This is a genomic window from Oikeobacillus pervagus, from assembly GCF_030813365.1.
Classification (GTDB): Bacteria; Bacillota; Bacilli; order Bacillales; family DSM-23947; genus Oikeobacillus; species Oikeobacillus pervagus.
In genome coordinates this window covers 159,600-176,636 of record NZ_JAUSUC010000001.1, presented here as the reverse complement: position 1 = coordinate 176,636, position 17,037 = coordinate 159,600, and the positions used below count along the sequence as shown (strand labels likewise).

Below are 17,037 nucleotides of genomic sequence, written 5' to 3'. Positions count from 1 at the left end.
TACGGATTTCGTAGTTTCCGACTGAGATAAAGGAAACACGGCGAGGTAGTCCACGAGCCGATGTTGACTTATCGTAGGGAGAAAACGGAGAAATATGCTAGCTGATAGGCGCTGAAGCTAGACATAAAAAAAGGGGATGACACCGAAAAAGGAATAGTTTTGAAAATTTCGGGTCATCCTTAATGGAATCATCTCTGTCGATTTATTTGCACTTTGTTTAGAAAAACATAGCTAATCCCGCCATTACGGTAGAGGCGACCATAGCAAGAATCATAAGATATACGACTGTTTTTTGAATTCGTTTATTTCTCATTGATTAAATTCTCTCCTAATCAATTGTTTTACAGTTCTTCTCATTCTATTTTATCTATTTTCCTTTTGTCTATCAATGAAAACTAGAAAAATCTGTTTTTTTAAAATTTAAAGAAAAAGGAAGGAATTTCGACATTTTTATCGAATATTGTATAAAGTTTTATCTTTCAATTTTGGGAGAGTGACTATTTTTTTAAAAAAGGAATTTTCGTATACATTGTTAGCTTTTGCAGTGAGTGAATTTTATAACAGCAATATGTAATAATTCCTTCACTTAATTTTAGAAAAGAACCTTAAAAAAATAGAGATAAAGAGGGGTCACGCCCAAAAAAGGTAGATAAATACAATATCACTTTTATCAGGGATTAATGATTAACTGATAGAAGATTTTTCAATTTGCGATTTTTTACAACATTTAGGGGGCAGAGAAATGATTAATCGAGTAGATCATATTGGAATTGCGGTTCGGTCTTTAGAACAAACCTTACCATTCTACACAGATCAACTCCAATTGAAATTACTAAAAACAGAGGAAGTAGAATCTGAACAAGTACGCGTAGCTTTTCTTGATGCAGGAAATGCAAAATTAGAATTACTGGAGCCAATGAGTGAAAAAAGTGCCATCTTCAAGTTTATTGAAAAGCGAGGAGAAGGAATTCATCATATGGCCTTAGGCGTTCAGAATATTAATGATCGTATTAAAGAGATGAAAGATAAAGGAATTCGGATGATTAATGAGCAAGCGAAACAAGGAGCAGGGGGCGCTCAAGTAGCTTTTATGCATCCAAAATCAGCCCATGGGGTTTTAGTTGAACTTTGTGAAAAGGATAATAAGAAGGGAGAATAACAGTAAGATGACAGACATTTATAGTTGCATCAGTGATTTATACGATCGTCGCCGTGAGATAGAATTAGGGGGCGGTGACAAGAGAATTGATAAACAACATCAAAAAGGAAAGTTAACAGCAAGGGAGCGTATCGACCTTCTTGTAGATCCTGGTACATTTGTTGAATTAAATCCTTTTATTGAGCATCGTTGTACTGATTTTGGATTGGATGAAATGAAAGGCCCTGGTGATGGGGTTGTTACAGGTTACGGAAAGGTAAATGGACGTCCTATTTATCTATTCTCACAAGATTTTACCGTTTTTGGTGGAGCATTAGGGGAAATGCATGCAAAGAAAATTGCGAATGTCATGGATTTAGCTGCTAAGAATGGCGCTCCATTTGTCGGTTTAAATGACTCTGGTGGTGCTAGAATTCAAGAAGGGGTTGTTTCTTTAGACGGCTATGGACATATTTTCTACCGAAACTCTATTTATTCTGGAGTCATTCCGCAAATTTCAGTGATTATGGGACCTTGTGCAGGTGGTGCAGTTTATTCACCGGCTATTACTGATTTTGTTTTCATGGTTGACAAAACAAGCCAAATGTTTATTACAGGTCCAAAAGTTATTGAGACGGTTACAGGTGAAAAAATTTCTTCAGAAGATTTAGGTGGATCAAAAGTACATAACTCAGTAAGTGGTAATGCCCACTTCCGTGGAAGTAGTGAGGAAGAGGTGCTTGAACATGTTCGCTTATTATTAAGTTATTTACCACAAAATAATGAAGAACTGCCGCCGATAATTGCAGAAGAAGGAGAAGATGATCGCCCAGATATCGCCGACGTTGTTCCTTTCGATGCTGTTAGACCATATGATGTTCGTAAGGTGGTTCAACAAGTGGTAGATGAAGGTTCGTTTTTAGAAATTCAAAAAGAGTTTGCTAAAAACGTTGTCATCGGCTTGGCACGTATTAAGGGTGAAGTTGTAGGTCTTGTATGTAATCAGCCGAAATTTATGGCTGGGGGCTTAGACATTGATTCATCTGATAAAGCCTCTCGCTTTATACGTTTCTGTGACTCCTTTAATATTCCGATTATTACGTTTGAAGATGTTACTGGATTCTTCCCTGGTATAAAACAAGAACATGGTGGAATTATTCGTCACGGTGCTAAAATTTTATACGCTTATTCAGAAGCGACTGTTCCTAAGATTACTGTTATTTTAAGAAAGGCCTATGGCGGAGCTTATGTTGCTTTAAATAGTAAATCAATTGGAGCAGATCTAGTATACTCATGGCCAAATGCGGAAATTGCCGTAATGGGACCTCAAGGAGCTGCGAATATTATTTTTGCAAAAGAGATCGCAAAAAGTGAAAATCCTGAGGAAACAAGAGCCCAAAAAATTGAAGAATATCGTGAAAAATTTGCCAACCCATATGTTGCAGCTGCTCGTGGTATGGTGGACGATGTAATTGAACCAAGAGATACTCGTATTAAACTAATTCAAGCATTAGAAATGATGAGAAAGAAAAAAGAAGAACGTCCTAAGAAAAAACACGGTAATATTCCGTTGTAAGATCATATAAGAAATTCAAGCGTAATTGATATGCTCCCCTTAAGGTAGACAGATGAAAAAATAAATCTGTTTTAACCTTAGGGGGATTTTTAATTATTTGTTTCCCTTAAATTTAAGCGGTATACTAAATGGGTGAATACATATTTTGGAGGTATACATATGGTGAATCAAGAGCGATTGTTAAATGAATTTTTAGAATTGGTACAAATTGATTCCGAAACGACAAATGAAGCTGAAATTTCTAAAGTATTAAAGAAGAAATTTGAGGATCTAGATGTTCATGTATATGAAGATGAAACAAAAGAACAAACCGGTCATGGTGCGGGAAATTTAATCTGCACATTGGATGCGAATAAAGAGGGAGTGGATCCGATTTATTTTACTTCCCATATGGATACAGTGGTCCCCGCGGTTAATGTAAAGCCTTCTATTAAAGAAGGTTATGTCGTTTCAGATGGAACAACCATATTGGGAGCAGATGATAAAACAGGTCTTGCTGCTATGTTTGAAGCGATTCGTCAATTAAAAGAACAAAATATTCAACATGGTATAATCCAATTTATCATTACCGTAGGAGAAGAATCAGGTTTAGTAGGAGCTAAAGCTTTAGATTCTTCCTTATTAAAGGCTAAATATGGCTATGCGCTCGACAGTGATGGTACAGTAGGAGATATTATTGTCGCTGCTCCTACACAAGCCAAAATTAAAACAGTCATTTATGGAAAAACAGCTCATGCTGGTGTCGCCCCTGAAAAAGGTGTATCGGCCATTACGATTGCAGCGAAAGCAATTGCCAAAATGCCTCTTGGCCGAATTGATGAGGAAACGACAGCTAATATTGGCCGTTTTGAAGGGGGAAGAGCAACGAATATCGTATGTGATCGCGTGGATATTTTAGCTGAAGCTCGCTCTTTAGAAAACGAAAAAATGGAAGCTCAAGTTGAAAAAATGAAAACAGCGTTCATCCAAACAGCTAAGGAAATGGGTGGAAGAGCAGAAGTAAATGTTGAGGTCATGTACCCTGGCTTTAAATTTGGAGAAGGGGATCATGTTGTCGAGATTGCTAAAAAAGCAGCAGAAAAAATTGGCCGTCCATGTAAACTATTAACGAGCGGTGGGGGCAGTGATGCGAATGTTATTGCAGGATTTGGTATCCCTACTGTTAATCTTGCCGTAGGCTATGAAGAAATTCATACGACAAGTGAAAAAATGCCGATTGCGGAATTGGTAAAAATTGCCGAAATGACGGTTGCCATTATTGAAGAAGTTGCTAATGGGAACTAAATGCTTTTTGAAAAAGATGGGAGCCATCGTTTGTGGTTCTCATCTTTTTTTTAGCTGTTTTTGAATAGATCAAAAGAGGAATGGCCCATTTATAATCACCCACAAATGAAGCCCATGATTTCCAACGGGAGATATGGTAAAATAGTAATGGGTAATAAGAGATAAGGGGGGTTAGTTTTGAAGGATCAGGCAGTTGTATTTTTTTCAGGGCAAGAAGAATACTCGTTACCGATTGAACACGTTCTTTCAATTGAAAAAATCGATTCTATTCATCCGCTTTCACATTTACAAGGTTATGTAAAAGGTGTTGTGAAAGTTAGAAATGAATTAATTCCTATCATTGACTTTGAATATTTGCTATATGAGAGAGAATTAAATCGACTAGATGATGGTCGTTTAATTGTCATTCGAACGGATTCTCTTACATTTGGAATCTTTGTGAAGGAGGCAAAGGAAATTATCAATATTCCTCCTGGCTCTATAAAACAAGTAGGTCTCATCGCTTATGGAAAGACAAAGTATTTTTCATCTGTCGTTCATTTAGAAAACAGACTCATCACCATGATAGATCCAGATATTCTTGTTTCCTCATTAGATGGGATAAAGGAAATAGAAGACTATATGACAAACTATCGGTCAGATGATGGGAACGTAGAATAAGTGAAGAATGATGTAATCTCGTGATAAATTGCCTCTTTTTAGCTTACTCTCTTCCTAAAAAGCATTCCTATGCCTTTGGTGAAATTTGACGAAAGTAGAAGAAATGTCTTTTCACATGGACTTTTATTCTTATGCTAAAATAGAAGAATATTCAGAATGTTTAAAGGGGGAGTATACTTGCGAACACATTTTATTGCTGGACATGCTAAACTACCATCTGGAATGGCTGCAAAGAGTATTTATGAAACCTTAACAATCACAGCAGAAGTGGACAAAAAATACGGGGTAATTATTAATGCTTCTTGTACATTGGCGACAGAGCACGGGAGAAGCTATATTTCGAACTTATTAAAAGGTTATAGTTTGCAAGATGGAATTGAAGAACCACTCATTCATTTAAACAATCATTACTTAGGAAAAGCATGCAATGCATTAACTTCAGCTTTAAAAGATTTATACAAGCAGTACAGAATTCTACATAAAGTTTCTTAAAGGCCAGAAAGTAGATCATACATCTCCTTTTGAAACCTAAGGCCACCGGTCGATTGCCGATGGCTCTAAAGTTTCCCTATCGGTATTCCCACTATTGGTTAATTATTTCCTCATTCCTTTTTTGTTCAACCCCTTCTATATTAGCAAATAAGAGGCTATCCCGTTAGCATCTAAAAGATAGGGGATAGCCTCATTCTTTATTGTCTAGGAACTTTATCTCAGTCGAAGACTATGAAATCCGTACGCCGCTGAACAGGCGCTTCCGCATTTGTTGACGTCTAGCTTCAGCGCCTATCGGCTAGCGAATTTCTCCGCCTTCTCCCTACGATAAGTCAACATCAGCTCGTGGAAGACCTCGCTGTGTTTCCTTTATCTCAGTCGAAGACTATGAAATCCGTACGCCGCTGAGCAGGCGCTTACGCATTTGTTCTTCATAAATTTTTCGTTACTTCTATAATCGAAGCTCTTAAGATCTCGAACACTTTTTCAATTTCTTGTTTATTGATAATGAGTGGTGGAGCAAATACGATTGTATCTGCCTCATTAAATGTAACGGTTCTTAATATGAGTCCTCGTTTTCTAGCTTCACTGACGACAAGAGCGGAGACTTTTGTTGGGAAGCGTTCGTTTGTTTTTTGATTTTTCACGATTTCCAACGCACCTATTAATCCTAATGAACGAACTTCACCGATGACAGGTAATTCACTTTGTAATGATTTTAGCTGTTTGTGAAGTTCCTCTCCCATTTTTCTTGAGTTCTCAACTAAATTTTCTTCCTCAATGATTTGAATATTGCGAAGTCCAACTGCACAAGAGGTAGGATGTCCACTATAGGTAAATCCATGAAGTAATGTTCCTTCTGATAATTCAATAAATTCCTTGTGAAGCTTCTCGCGGATAACGACCCCACCTAATGGGATATAGCCACTTGTAACTCCTTTCGCAATCAACATCACATCAGGTACAACATTCCAGTGTTCGCACGCAAACATTTTACCTGTTCTACCAAAGCCTGTAATGACTTCATCGGCGATCAATAAAATATTATGCTCGTCACAAATTTGGCGTATCTCTTGGAAATACTCGTTTGAAGGGATGTTTACTCCACCGGCACCTTGAATCGGTTCAGCAATGAAGGCAGCAATTTGATCGGCACCTTCTTGTTCAATTATTGCCCTTACCGCTTCTGTTGAAAAAGGATCGACATGTAAGAAATCTGGTGCAAGTGATGAAGTCATATTTTGGAATCCCTCAATACCTGTCGCACTCGTTGCACCGACTGCTACACCATGGTACGCTTTTTGACGAGAAATAATTTTTGATTTATTCGGCAGTCCTTTCAGCTTCCAGTAATGTCGCACCAATTTGTAAGCGGTGTCATTTGATTCAGAACCACCAGAAGTGAAAAAGACAGCATTTAAATCCCCAGGAGTAATTTGGGCTATTTTTTCAGCTAAACGAATAGCAGGTTCATTACTGAAAGTTGCGAAACAAGAGGAGAATGCAAGCTTTTCCATCTGTTCTTGAGCAGCTTGTGCAAGTTCTTTTCGTCCGTATCCAATATTGACATTCCATAAGGAGGCCATTCCCTCAATATATGTTTGACCATTTACATCTGTTAAGTATACTCCTTTTCCCTCTTTGAAAATGATAGCAGGACCATTTGCTTGTTGCTCTTTAATAGAGGAGGTAGGATGGATAAAGTGCTTTTTATCAAGTTCTACTAACTCATTAGTTAAGGTTGGTTGTTTGATCATTTTGAATCTCTCCTTCATTTATTACTTTTGTTTGTGTTGGTATTTTAAATAGGAAATAGAATCCTATGATCCACCATACAAGTGTTATAACCCATTCGTACGGCCAAACCAAAGCGGACGGCATTCCTGGCATGTATAATGTGATAAAGCCAATGGATAAAATAAGGGCGGTCCAACCGACGAAAGGACTTTTTCCTGCTCGGAATGGGCGATGTAATGTTGGTTGGTCCTTTCGTAAGTAAAGAAAAGCACAGGCAACAAAAAAGTATGCGAGAACAATCGCGAGTCCCCCCGCATTTGTAAACCAAACGAGTGCAGGACGTCCCAATAACGGTGAGAGTGTTGATAGAATTCCAATGACAAGAATCGCATTGCTAGGAGTTTTGTATTTTGGATGAATTTCACCAAACCATTTGGGCAAAATTCCTTCTTTTGCCATGGCGTACATGATTCGACTTGCTCCGATAATAAAAGCATTCCAGCTTGTCAAGATCCCGGCAATTCCGCCTAGAATTAATATTTTGGCAAAGGTCTGTGAACCGAAAACGGCTGCCATTGCATCCGCTGTCGCCAATTTGGCATTAGCTAATTGGTTCGTATTCAGACCGAGTGATACACCAAGAATAATGAGGATGTACCAGATAACAGCAAAACTGACGGATAAAATAAGAATCTTTCCAATTGCTTTCATCGGAATATTCATTTCTTCTGCTACTTGTGGGATGACATCAAAACCGACAAATAAAAAGGGGGTCATAATTAATACGGTCATTAAACCAGCACTACCACCGACAAACAGAGGTTCCATATTTTTTACTTCTCCGCCAGTAAATGAGCCAAATGTTAAGAGAAGGCCAACAGCAACGAGTGTAAGTGTTAACACTAACTGAAGAACAGCTGCTTGCTTCACTCCAATCCAGTTAATGATCGTAATAATAATCGATCCAACCATCCCGATTGCCGCCCAGGAGAAATATACATCCCAATCGGCAAGTGTCCACATATAACCTAGTTGATAATTGGGGAAAATATATTCAATAACGGTCGGCAAGGCAACAGCTTCAAAGGCTACTACTGAAATATAGCCAAATAAAAGAGCCCATGAAACAACGAATGCAAGACGTCTTCCGAGAGCCTCCTTAACGAAATAATAGGCACCTCCAGTTTTTGGGAAAATCGTTGTCAACTCAGCATAAGTTAAACCGACAAAAATGACAAGAATCCCTCCGAGGAAAAAGGCGATCATCGATCCAAGAGAACCGGCTTTTAAAATCCAGTCACCCGAAAGAACGACCCAACCCCAGCCAATCATTGCACCAAAAGCTAAAACTAAAACATCTACGCGGGATAAGACTTTATTAAAATCTTTATTTTGATTCATAGCATTCTCCTTTGTTTTTTTCTTACAGGCACCTTGATGGCTTCGGTTTCATGTTTTTAACCCATCCCAATGCTAGATTTCTACATCATTTGGAATATGAGGGGGGGAAGCCCCCCAGTGTGCAAATTATTTCACTTAGCTGTTTTTAAAGACTTGAGACTGGATTTTCAGTGAAAGGCCATGATGGCAACATATTATTAAGCGGTTTATCTTCACGATAACCAAGGACATATTCTGCTTGCATAATCGTATGAATTTCTCTTGTCCCTTCATAAATGACTGGTGCTTTTGAGTTACGTAAATAACGTTCAACTGGGTATTCATTTGAATAGCCATATGCTCCATGAATTTGAACCGCATCATCGGCTGCTTTATTGGCAAAATCACATGCTTGCCATTTTGCAAGAGATGTTTCTCTAGTATTACGTTTTCCTTGATTTTTTAGCTCGCCGGCGCGATAAACAAGCAGGCGGCTCATTTGAAGTCCAGCCTCCATATTCGCGATCATTTGTTGAACAAGTTGATGTTTTCCAATCTCTTTTCCAAATGTTTTTCTTTCGTGACAATATTTGACGCTTGCTTCTAAACACGCCATAATTTGTCCAACGGCTCCAGCTGCAACTGTAAAGCGGCCATTATCTAAAGCGGACATGGCAATTTTGAATCCTTCACCTTCTTGACCTAGAAGGTTTTCTTTCGGGACTTTTACATTATCAAAAAATATTTCGCCCGTATTTCCAGCGCGAATTCCAAGCTTTCCTTTAATCGCTTTTGAAGAGAAGCCAGGCATTGTTCGTTCTACGATAAAAGCGGAAATACCGTGATGTTTTTTAGACTTATCTGTATAGGCAAATACAAGGAAATGATCGGCCACATCACAAAGGGAGATCCATGTTTTTTGCCCGTTTAAAATATAGTAATCGCCTTCTTTTTTAGCGGTTGTATTGATGGAAGCGACATCTGAACCAGCCCCAGGCTCTGTTAATCCGAATGCTCCTATTTTTAACCCTTTTGCTTGTGGCACAAGATACTTTTGTTTTTGTGCTTCGGTTCCCCATTGGAAAATGGTTAGACTATTTAAACCGGTATGGACGGACACTGCTGTTCGAAATGCTGTGTCTCCACGTTCTAATTCCTCACATACAATTGCTAATGCGTTATAGTCCATCCCACTTCCACCATACTGTTCAGGAATACAAACGCCCATAAGACCAAGATCGGCTAATTTTGACATTATATTTGTTTCAAAATGACCTTTTGCATCCCATTCCCCAATGTAAGGCATAATTTCTTTATCAACAAAACTTCTTACAGTATTTTTTAATAATTGTTGCTCCTCAGATAAATTAAAATTCATTGTATTTTCACTCCTATATGATTTGATTTTTTTGTAAGTCTGCAATGGTTGCAGCGGAATATCCTAATTGTGTTAAAATTTCCTCCGTGTGTTCACCTGGCATAGGTGGATGCTTTTCAAAAGTTGGCGGTGTTTTTGATAATTTCAAAGGGCTGCCGACAAGACGAATATCTCCAGCTTCCGGGTGGTTCATCGATAAAAACATTTCCCTTGCTTGTAACTGTGGGTCAGCAACTAAATCTTCCATACTTTGAATCGGTCCACAAGGAATCGTATTTTGCTGACATAATTGTTGCCAATAGGCTGTTGGCTTCTTAATGAATTCATTTTGTAAAATAGGAATTAAGGTTTCCCGATGTGTTACTCGATTCGGATTTGTTGAAAACTGCGGATCTTGGGATAATTCTGGCAACCCAATGATGGAACAAAGATGAGCAAACTGACGGTCATTTCCAACGGCAATCACCATTTCGCCATCGGCCGTTTGAAAGGTTTGATAAGGAACGATATTAGGGTGACGATTTCCAAGCCGAGTTGGAATTTTTCCTGACATTAAATAATTGCTTGCAATATTAACGAGAGAACTAACAGCTGTATCATATAGCGATACGTCAATTTTCTGGCCAGTCCCTGATTGCTCCCTTTCATAGAGGGCAGCATGAATCCCTATACATGCGTATAAACCAGTCAGAACATCTGTAATGGCAACGCCTACTTTTTGCGGAGTTGAATCTTCCTCACCAGTGATGCTCATAAAACCACTCATGGCTTGGATAATGAAATCATATCCCGGTAAATGTTTATAAGGTCCAGTTTCGCCAAATCCTGTAATCGAACAGAAAATAATTTTCGGGTTTATTTTAGCTAAGGACTCATATCCAAGGCCAAGTCTGTCCATCGTTCCCGTTTTAAAATTATTAATGATGACATCACATTCACTTATTAGTTTTTGAATGATTTTTTTCCCTTCATCGGTTTTTAAATCAATGGTGATACTTTTTTTATTTCGGTTTGCACATAAGTAGTAAGCGCTTACGCCATTTTGGAAGGGCGGTCCCCATCCACGGGTTTCATCACTTCCTCCAGGCGCCTCCACTTTAATGACTTGTGCTCCTAGATCCCCGAGAATCATTGTGCAATAAGGACCCGCAAGCACTCTAGTTAAATCAAGAATTTTAACCCCATTTAAGGCACTGAACAATGAATTCCCTCCTTTCCTAATGAATAAAAAAACCAGTAATTTCAAATTCACTTGTAATGTAAGCGAATTGAATTTACTGGCTTCTATCTGCTGGAACCGATCTTGTAGGATGAGTGAGCAGACTGAACAGTTCATTTGATTAAAATATAAAGATAGCTCGTTTAAACAAATTTGGTTTAAAATTTGTACTCAAGCTTTAAATGTCTATTCCTTATGTTTAATCATATAAAATTCTGAATAGTTTGTAAATATATTTTTGAATATTTTTTTACATTTTTATTTTTTACTTGATTTTTATATTAGTTTTGAAATATATCGTATTTTATGATCAATATGTTTGATTGGTATAATATAGACAAGATCTATTAGGAAGTGACGATGATGCGAGAGCTCTATCCGAAAAATGGTCGAGTTATTTTACATGTGGATATGAATAGTTTTTATGCGTCAGTTGAGATGGCTTATGATTCGACACTCCGGGGAAAGCCATTAGCAATTGCGGGAAATCCGAAAGAGAGAAAGGGAATTATCGTAACATGTAGTTATGAAGCAAGAAAATTTGGTGTGAAAACGACGATGCCCCTCTGGGAAGCCAAAAAGCTATGTCCAAATTTAATCGTGCGCCGACCTAATTTCGATCGTTACCGTGCAGCCTCCCAAGAAATGTTTGCGATATTGCGACAATTTTCTGATTGGGTGGAACCTGTTTCAATCGATGAAGGGTATGTAGATATTACGGATTGTTTCGAACTTGGCTCTCCAGTCCATATTGCAAAAATGATCCAGAAGAGAATAATGGAACAATTAAATTTACCTTGTAGCATTGGAATTGCACCCAATAAGTTTTTGGCCAAAATGGCTTCCGATATGAAAAAACCGATGGGAATTACGATTTTAAGAAAAAGAGATGTCCCCCGTCAATTATGGCCACTACCTGTTGTTGAAATGCATGGCATTGGAAAGAAAACAGCTGAAAAACTGAACACGATACAAGTGTTTACGATTCAGGATCTAGCGAAGGCAAATGAATTACAACTAAGAAACTTGTTAGGGATTAATGGAATTCGATTGAAAGAACGGGCCAATGGAAACGATTCGAGAAAAGTGGATCCGAATGCAGTTAATGAATTTAAAAGTGTCGGAAACTCGATTACATTGCCGATGGATTTGACTAATCAAAAAGAGCTATTAGAAACACTCCGGAAATTAGCAGAGAAAGTTTCTATTCGTTTAAAGCATAAAAAAATGGTTTCCTTCAACATTGCCATTATGATCCGATATAAAAATCGAAAAACGATTACAAGAAGTCGTAAACTACCTACTCCTATTTTCACAAAAGAGGAGATATTTGCCGCGTCTAAACGACTATTCCTTGAACATTGGAACTTAAATGCTGTACGATTGCTTGGGGTTACCGCACAGGAACTACTTGAAAAAACGGCTAGTTCAGAACAATTAAATTTATTTAATTATGAGGAAAAAGCAAAATTGGAGCCACTTATTGATACTGTGAAGCATCTTCAAGATAAATATGGGAAAAATATTATTACAAAAGGAATCGATGTAACTGAAGAACAGAAGCTGTTTTCAACAGAAAAGGATACGAGTTTCAACAAAGATTTTCTCTATAATAGAGAGGACTAGTTTGTGAAGATAAACGTTTCATTCAATTGTTAAGAAGTTCTAATTTACCATGAAGGGAGATGGCGGATGATGGTTAAACAACAAATAGGTGTCATCGGATTAGCAGTGATGGGAAAAAATCTTGCCTTTAATATTGAGAGTAAGGGATATTCCGTTGCGGTCTATAATCGTTCAAGTGATAAAACCGATTCCATTTTAAAAGAAGCAAATGGGAGAAATCTTAAAGGGTTCTATACTTTAGATGAGTTTGTTTCATCTTTAGAAGCCCCGCGAAAAATTTTATTAATGGTAAAAGCAGGTCTCCCAACGGATGAGACACTTGCCCAATTGAAACCATTATTAGAAAAAGGCGATATCGTCATTGATGGGGGAAATACATTCTTTCAAGATACGAGACGCCGAAACAAAGATTTAAATGAATTGGACATCCATTTCATTGGCACAGGGGTTTCAGGTGGTGAAGAAGGGGCTTTGACGGGGCCATCAATTATGCCTGGCGGACAAAAGGCGGCTTATGATTTAGTAGCCCCCATTTTAAAAGATATTTCGGCAAAAGTAGATGGCGAACCATGCTGTACGTATATAGGACCAGATGGTGCTGGGCACTATGTAAAAATGGTACATAATGGAATTGAGTATGGGGATATGCAGTTAATTGCCGAAGCCTATTTTCTATTGAAAAATGTATTAGGATTACAGGCTGAAGAGCTTCATGAGGTCTTTGCAGATTGGAATAAGGGAGAGTTGGATAGCTATCTAATCGAAATTACCGCCGATATTTTCACGAAAAAAGATGAACAAACAGGTAGGCCATTAGTGGATATGATTTTAGACAAAGCAGGCCAAAAAGGAACAGGAAAATGGACAAGTCAAAGCGCATTAGACCTAGGGGTTCCATTACCGCTTATCACGGAGTCTGTATTTGCTAGATTTCTATCAAGCCTAAAAAAAGAGCGAGTCCATGCAAGTCAATTATTAAAGGGGCCAAACATGGATGGATTCGAGGGGGACCGTCAAATATTTATTGAAGCGGTACGCAAAGCGTTGTATATGAGTAAGATTTGCTCTTATGCTCAGGGATTTGCCCAAATGAAGGCCGCTTCAGATGAATATGGCTGGGATTTACGTCTGGGGGATATTGCGATGATCTTTCGTGGCGGCTGTATCATTCGCGCACAGTTTCTACAGAAAATTAAAGAAGCGTTTGATCGTGATGCGAATTTAGCTAATCTTTTATTAGATCCATATTTTAAGGAAATTGTGGGAAATTACCAAGCAGCACTTCGGGAAGTGATTGCGACGGCAGTTAAATTAGGAATTGCCGTGCCTGCCTTTTCAGCGGCACTTGCCTATTATGATAGTTATCGTGCTGAATTTCTACCAGCCAATTTGATTCAAGCTCAGCGTGATTATTTTGGTGCCCATACGTATGAGCGAGTGGACCAAGAAGGGCATTTCCATACGAAATGGTTTTAAACAAATAGTAAAAAGCTAAGGCTCTTTTAAGTCGATGATGGATTATAAAGAGCCTTGCTTTTTTTGAAATCCTATTTTTTGATAAAATGGATGAACTTATGAAAAAAGCTGCTGGATTTTTTCTTTTGAAGTTTTTTTTCCTTTGATTCGTTGATCCAAATTGATTCTTTTTCAACTGCATGTGGGTGGGTAATCACAAGACCGACATTTGTTTCAGCCTCTTGATTATGAACGATTGTGTAACGAATCTTCAGTTGATCAGCGAGTTGAGTATATTTTGATAAATAAGAATAATCGATATTTCCGTTTAAAAGCATCTGGACATCTTTATTTGTTTGGATCCATTGTTTTACTTCTGAATAGATTTCTTTCTTCATCACTTGCCCAATCGTTAAGGCACCTTCCACTCTTTCACGTAATGTCCCTAGGAATTTTTTTCTTTCTGCCGGTTTGATTTCCTTTTGACCATAGATTCCATTTTGTAAATAATCTTCTACATTCGGATTATTCAAATAAACACCACCTAATTATGCCATTTTTCTTAATGTTTTCATCTTTTACTCTTTCAAAAGCTTCTAGAAATGAGAACAGGTGAAAGAGCATAAACAAATGAATGTCTAGTTGGATAAAGAAAGCTATATTCAAGTGACCAAATGGTTAGAATGCCCCGTCAATAAGTATTATACGGGCGGGCGCGGCATCTGTTCCTTGAATAGGCAATGGGGCAGCCACCATAAAATAAGATCTAGCTTGTACGTCAGCTAATTGTACGCCTTCGATGATCGTAATATCGTTTCCTAGTAAGGCTCGATGGGTGGGATGATTGGTTTGGGAGCGTTCAATCCCTAAAGCATCAATTGCGACCCCCGCAATTCCAACATCCACCAAATAGTGAGCAGCATCCTCTGCCAAATATATAAAATCAAAATTAAATTTTTTATCAAATGAATTCTTTGTCTTCAAAAGGATAAAATCATCTTTTTGAATATCTTTTTTTTGTAAATCTATTGCTGTAATTTTTTCATTAACTTCGGTCAAGTCGATTACTTTGCAAGGACGGACAAGTTGTTCAATTTTGATGGTTTCAATTGTTTTTCCCTCATTCATCATATGAAGAGGGGCGTCCACATGAGTACCTGTGTGAACGTCTAAACATATACGTGATTCCGTAACATGCCCATTCGTTTTTTGAGTAATCGACGGTTGTTTTTCTGGTTTATTTTTATATACGCTCATGCCTTCATAAATAGGTGCTGTAATATCATAAATCTTCATTTAAAAGATTCACCCTTTCTTATTGCTTAGAAAATGATAAAATTTCTCCGTCTTCTCCCTACGATAAGTCAACTTCAGCTCGTGGACTACCTTTCAGTGTTTCCTTTATCTCAGTCGAAAACTCCAAAAATCTATGCCGATGGTCGAAGCGTTTGTTATTTACATTCATCTACATCAAGATAATCGATCGGCCACCAGAAAAAGCCATCCTGTTCTAATAGTTGATCTGCTTGTTTTGGCCCCATCGATCCTGCTTCATAATTCGGGAATTTCTCTGTTGTCTCTGCCCAATGATGGGAGATTGCGTCAATGAAATTCCAGGATAAGGCTACTTCATCCCAATGGGTAAAATTCGTTGCATCTCCTCTTAACGCATCGTATAGAAGTTTTTCGTATGCTTCAGGTGTATTGATTCCATTGAATCTATTATTGGAAAAGCTAAGTTTTACAGGTGTACGATCTAAATATGGACCGACTCTTTTCGCATTTAAATACAATGTGATCCCCTCGTCAGGTTGAATATGAATGACGAGCAGATTTGGAGTAAGGGGCTGATCTGTTTGATAGTATAAATTCATCGGAATATCTTTAAACTGTATGACGATTTTCGTTGATTTCTTTGCTAATCTTTTCCCAGTTCGAATATAGAAGGGGACACCTGCCCAACGGAAGTTATCAATTAATATTTTTCCTGCAACAAATGTTTCTGTATCGGACTCTGGGTCGACATTGTGTTCCTCTCGATAGCTAATTTGCTGTTCTTGATTAATTTTGCCAGCGCCATATTGCCCCCGGACAAAAAAATGCTGAATGTTTTGACCTTCAATGCGACGCATAGCACGCAAAACCTTCACCTTTTCACTGCGAATTTCATCGGTTGTTAATTTAATTGGTGGTTCCATCGCAAGTAAGGCGACCATTTGGAGTACATGATTTTGAACCATATCTCTCAAAGCCCCGTTTTTTTCATAATAGCGACCTCGTTCTTCGACTCCGAGGGTTTCGCTTGTTGTAATTTGAACATTGGATATGTATCGACTGTTCCATAACGGTTCGAATAAGGCATTAGCAAAACGAATGGCTTCGATATTTTGAACCATTTCTTTTCCAAGATAGTGATCTATTCGGAATATTTCACTTTCACGAAAGGCTGTTCGGATTTTTTCATTTAATGCTTTGGCCGATTGTAAATCATGCCCAAATGGCTTCTCAATAACAAGACGACTAAATCCGTTTGTATCCGTGAGTCCATCTCTTTTTAGATGTTCAGCAATGGTTCCAAAAAATTCTGGTGCCATAGCTAAATAAAACATCCGATTGCCGTTAAGATGGTATTTCGTATTTAACTGATTAGCCAGCTGCAGTAATTCAATATATGCTTCTGTATTCGTGACATCAAGTGATTGATAATAAAAATGAGAAAGGAACTCTTCCATCTGTTCATTCGAATGGATCGCAGCTATAACAGATTCCCGTACATGGTTTCGAAATTGCTGTTCTGTCCATTGTCGTCTAGCCACCCCTACACAGGCGAAATGGTTAGAAATTTCCCCTTTTTTAAATAAATTATATAAAGAGGGGAATAGTTTTCTTTTAGCTAAGTCACCTGTTGCTCCAAAGATAATGGTTAAAGCCGGAGTATCCGTCTGTTTCAATGTTATGACCTCACTTTTCTGGAAAAAACTTAAAAATGTACTGTATGAGTCTTTAATTTTAGCTATTTGTCCATTTAAGCGCAACTATTCCTGATGGATTCATTGTTGTATTGTTCCCTAATATTTTCAGTCTCACACTTA

Annotated in this window: 15 protein-coding genes; 7 read left to right on the top strand and 8 right to left on the bottom strand. The window is 38.0% G+C overall.

Annotated elements, in window-relative coordinates:
* Positions 1-217 precede the first annotated feature (217 nt).
* Positions 218-313, bottom strand: coding sequence for a stressosome-associated protein Prli42 (gene prli42 / locus J2S13_RS00940; RefSeq protein WP_307255785.1), 96 nt, complete (start codon positions 311-313; stop codon positions 218-220).
* 429 nt (positions 314-742) lie between these two features.
* Here prli42 and mce point away from each other — a divergent pair, with 429 nt between their 5' ends.
* The 5 genes from mce to J2S13_RS00915 all read left to right on the top strand — a co-directional run bounded on the left by mce (position 743) and on the right by J2S13_RS00915 (position 5,150).
* A complete protein-coding gene (gene mce / locus J2S13_RS00935) occupies positions 743-1,159 on the top strand; it encodes a methylmalonyl-CoA epimerase (RefSeq protein ID WP_307255784.1) in 417 nt (138 codons plus the stop codon).
* A gap of 7 nt (positions 1,160-1,166) precedes the next feature.
* On the top strand, positions 1,167-2,714 hold the full coding sequence (locus J2S13_RS00930) for an acyl-CoA carboxylase subunit beta (protein ID WP_307255783.1): 1,548 nt from the start codon (positions 1,167-1,169) through the stop codon (positions 2,712-2,714).
* 159 nt (positions 2,715-2,873) lie between these two features.
* Positions 2,874-3,998, top strand: coding sequence for a M20/M25/M40 family metallo-hydrolase (locus J2S13_RS00925; RefSeq protein ID WP_307255782.1), 1,125 nt, complete (start codon positions 2,874-2,876; stop codon positions 3,996-3,998).
* Positions 3,999-4,175: 177 nt separating this feature from the next.
* Positions 4,176-4,658 carry a chemotaxis protein CheW gene (locus tag J2S13_RS00920; protein ID WP_307255781.1) on the top strand — a complete coding sequence of 161 codons (483 nt, stop codon included), beginning with the start codon at positions 4,176-4,178 and terminating at the stop codon, positions 4,656-4,658.
* 177 nt (positions 4,659-4,835) lie between these two features.
* Entirely contained in the window at positions 4,836-5,150 is a 315-nt protein-coding gene (locus tag J2S13_RS00915; RefSeq protein WP_307255779.1) for a DUF3870 domain-containing protein, read from the top strand.
* A gap of 431 nt (positions 5,151-5,581) precedes the next feature.
* Here J2S13_RS00915 and J2S13_RS00910 read toward each other — a convergent pair whose 3' ends face one another.
* The 4 genes from J2S13_RS00910 to J2S13_RS00895 all read right to left on the bottom strand — a co-directional run bounded on the left by J2S13_RS00910 (position 5,582) and on the right by J2S13_RS00895 (position 10,846).
* Complete coding sequence (locus J2S13_RS00910; protein WP_307255778.1) at positions 5,582-6,907, bottom strand: aminotransferase family protein; 1,326 nt, start codon at positions 6,905-6,907, stop codon at positions 5,582-5,584.
* Positions 6,882-8,288: an APC family permease gene (locus tag J2S13_RS00905; RefSeq protein WP_307255777.1), complete on the bottom strand. Its 1,407-nt coding sequence runs from the start codon at positions 8,286-8,288 to the stop codon at positions 6,882-6,884. Before J2S13_RS00905 ends, J2S13_RS00910 begins: the two co-directional genes overlap by 26 nt.
* Before the next feature lie 145 nt (positions 8,289-8,433).
* Positions 8,434-9,645 (bottom strand): acyl-CoA dehydrogenase family protein, encoded by a 1,212-nt coding sequence (locus J2S13_RS00900; protein ID WP_307255776.1) that lies wholly within the window; start codon positions 9,643-9,645, stop codon positions 8,434-8,436.
* Positions 9,646-9,658: 13 nt separating this feature from the next.
* Complete coding sequence (locus J2S13_RS00895) at positions 9,659-10,846, bottom strand: CaiB/BaiF CoA transferase family protein (protein WP_307255775.1); 1,188 nt, start codon at positions 10,844-10,846, stop codon at positions 9,659-9,661.
* 381 nt (positions 10,847-11,227) lie between these two features.
* On the opposite strand from J2S13_RS00895, the gene J2S13_RS00890 reads away from it, so the two are divergent.
* Complete coding sequence (locus J2S13_RS00890; protein ID WP_307255774.1) at positions 11,228-12,490, top strand: DNA polymerase IV; 1,263 nt, start codon at positions 11,228-11,230, stop codon at positions 12,488-12,490.
* Positions 12,491-12,559: 69 nt separating this feature from the next.
* Positions 12,560-13,966: an NADP-dependent phosphogluconate dehydrogenase gene (gene gnd / locus J2S13_RS00885; RefSeq protein WP_307255773.1), complete on the top strand. Its 1,407-nt coding sequence runs from the start codon at positions 12,560-12,562 to the stop codon at positions 13,964-13,966.
* 71 nt (positions 13,967-14,037) lie between these two features.
* Here gnd and J2S13_RS00880 read toward each other — a convergent pair whose 3' ends face one another.
* The 3 genes from J2S13_RS00880 to zwf form a co-directional block, all read right to left on the bottom strand.
* Positions 14,038-14,478, bottom strand: a complete 441-nt coding sequence (locus J2S13_RS00880; protein WP_307255772.1) for a YueI family protein — start codon at positions 14,476-14,478, stop codon at positions 14,038-14,040.
* Between the two features lie 145 nt (positions 14,479-14,623).
* Positions 14,624-15,241 (bottom strand): cyclase family protein, encoded by a 618-nt coding sequence (locus J2S13_RS00875; RefSeq protein WP_307255771.1) that lies wholly within the window; start codon positions 15,239-15,241, stop codon positions 14,624-14,626.
* A gap of 155 nt (positions 15,242-15,396) precedes the next feature.
* Positions 15,397-16,896 (bottom strand): glucose-6-phosphate dehydrogenase, encoded by a 1,500-nt coding sequence (gene zwf / locus J2S13_RS00870; RefSeq protein ID WP_307255770.1) that lies wholly within the window; start codon positions 16,894-16,896, stop codon positions 15,397-15,399.
* Positions 16,897-17,037 lie beyond the last annotated feature (141 nt).

Bases quoted from the DNA above. Each gene is read 5' to 3' on its own strand.
- J2S13_RS00875 (WP_307255771.1), bottom strand. From the start codon at position 15,241: ATGAAGATTTATGATATTACAGCACCTATTTATGAAGGCATGAGCGTA.
- J2S13_RS00925 (WP_307255782.1), top strand. From the start codon at position 2,874: ATGGTGAATCAAGAGCGATTGTTAAATGAATTTTTAGAATTGGTACAA.
- prli42 (WP_307255785.1), bottom strand. From the start codon at position 313: ATGAGAAATAAACGAATTCAAAAAACAGTCGTATATCTTATGATTCTT.
- J2S13_RS00900 (WP_307255776.1), bottom strand. From the start codon at position 9,645: ATGAATTTTAATTTATCTGAGGAGCAACAATTATTAAAAAATACTGTA.
- mce (WP_307255784.1), top strand. From the start codon at position 743: ATGATTAATCGAGTAGATCATATTGGAATTGCGGTTCGGTCTTTAGAA.
- gnd (WP_307255773.1), top strand. From the start codon at position 12,560: ATGGTTAAACAACAAATAGGTGTCATCGGATTAGCAGTGATGGGAAAA.
- J2S13_RS00905 (WP_307255777.1), bottom strand. From the start codon at position 8,288: ATGAATCAAAATAAAGATTTTAATAAAGTCTTATCCCGCGTAGATGTT.
- J2S13_RS00930 (WP_307255783.1), top strand. From the start codon at position 1,167: ATGACAGACATTTATAGTTGCATCAGTGATTTATACGATCGTCGCCGT.
- J2S13_RS00910 (WP_307255778.1), bottom strand. From the start codon at position 6,907: ATGATCAAACAACCAACCTTAACTAATGAGTTAGTAGAACTTGATAAA.
- J2S13_RS00890 (WP_307255774.1), top strand. From the start codon at position 11,228: ATGCGAGAGCTCTATCCGAAAAATGGTCGAGTTATTTTACATGTGGAT.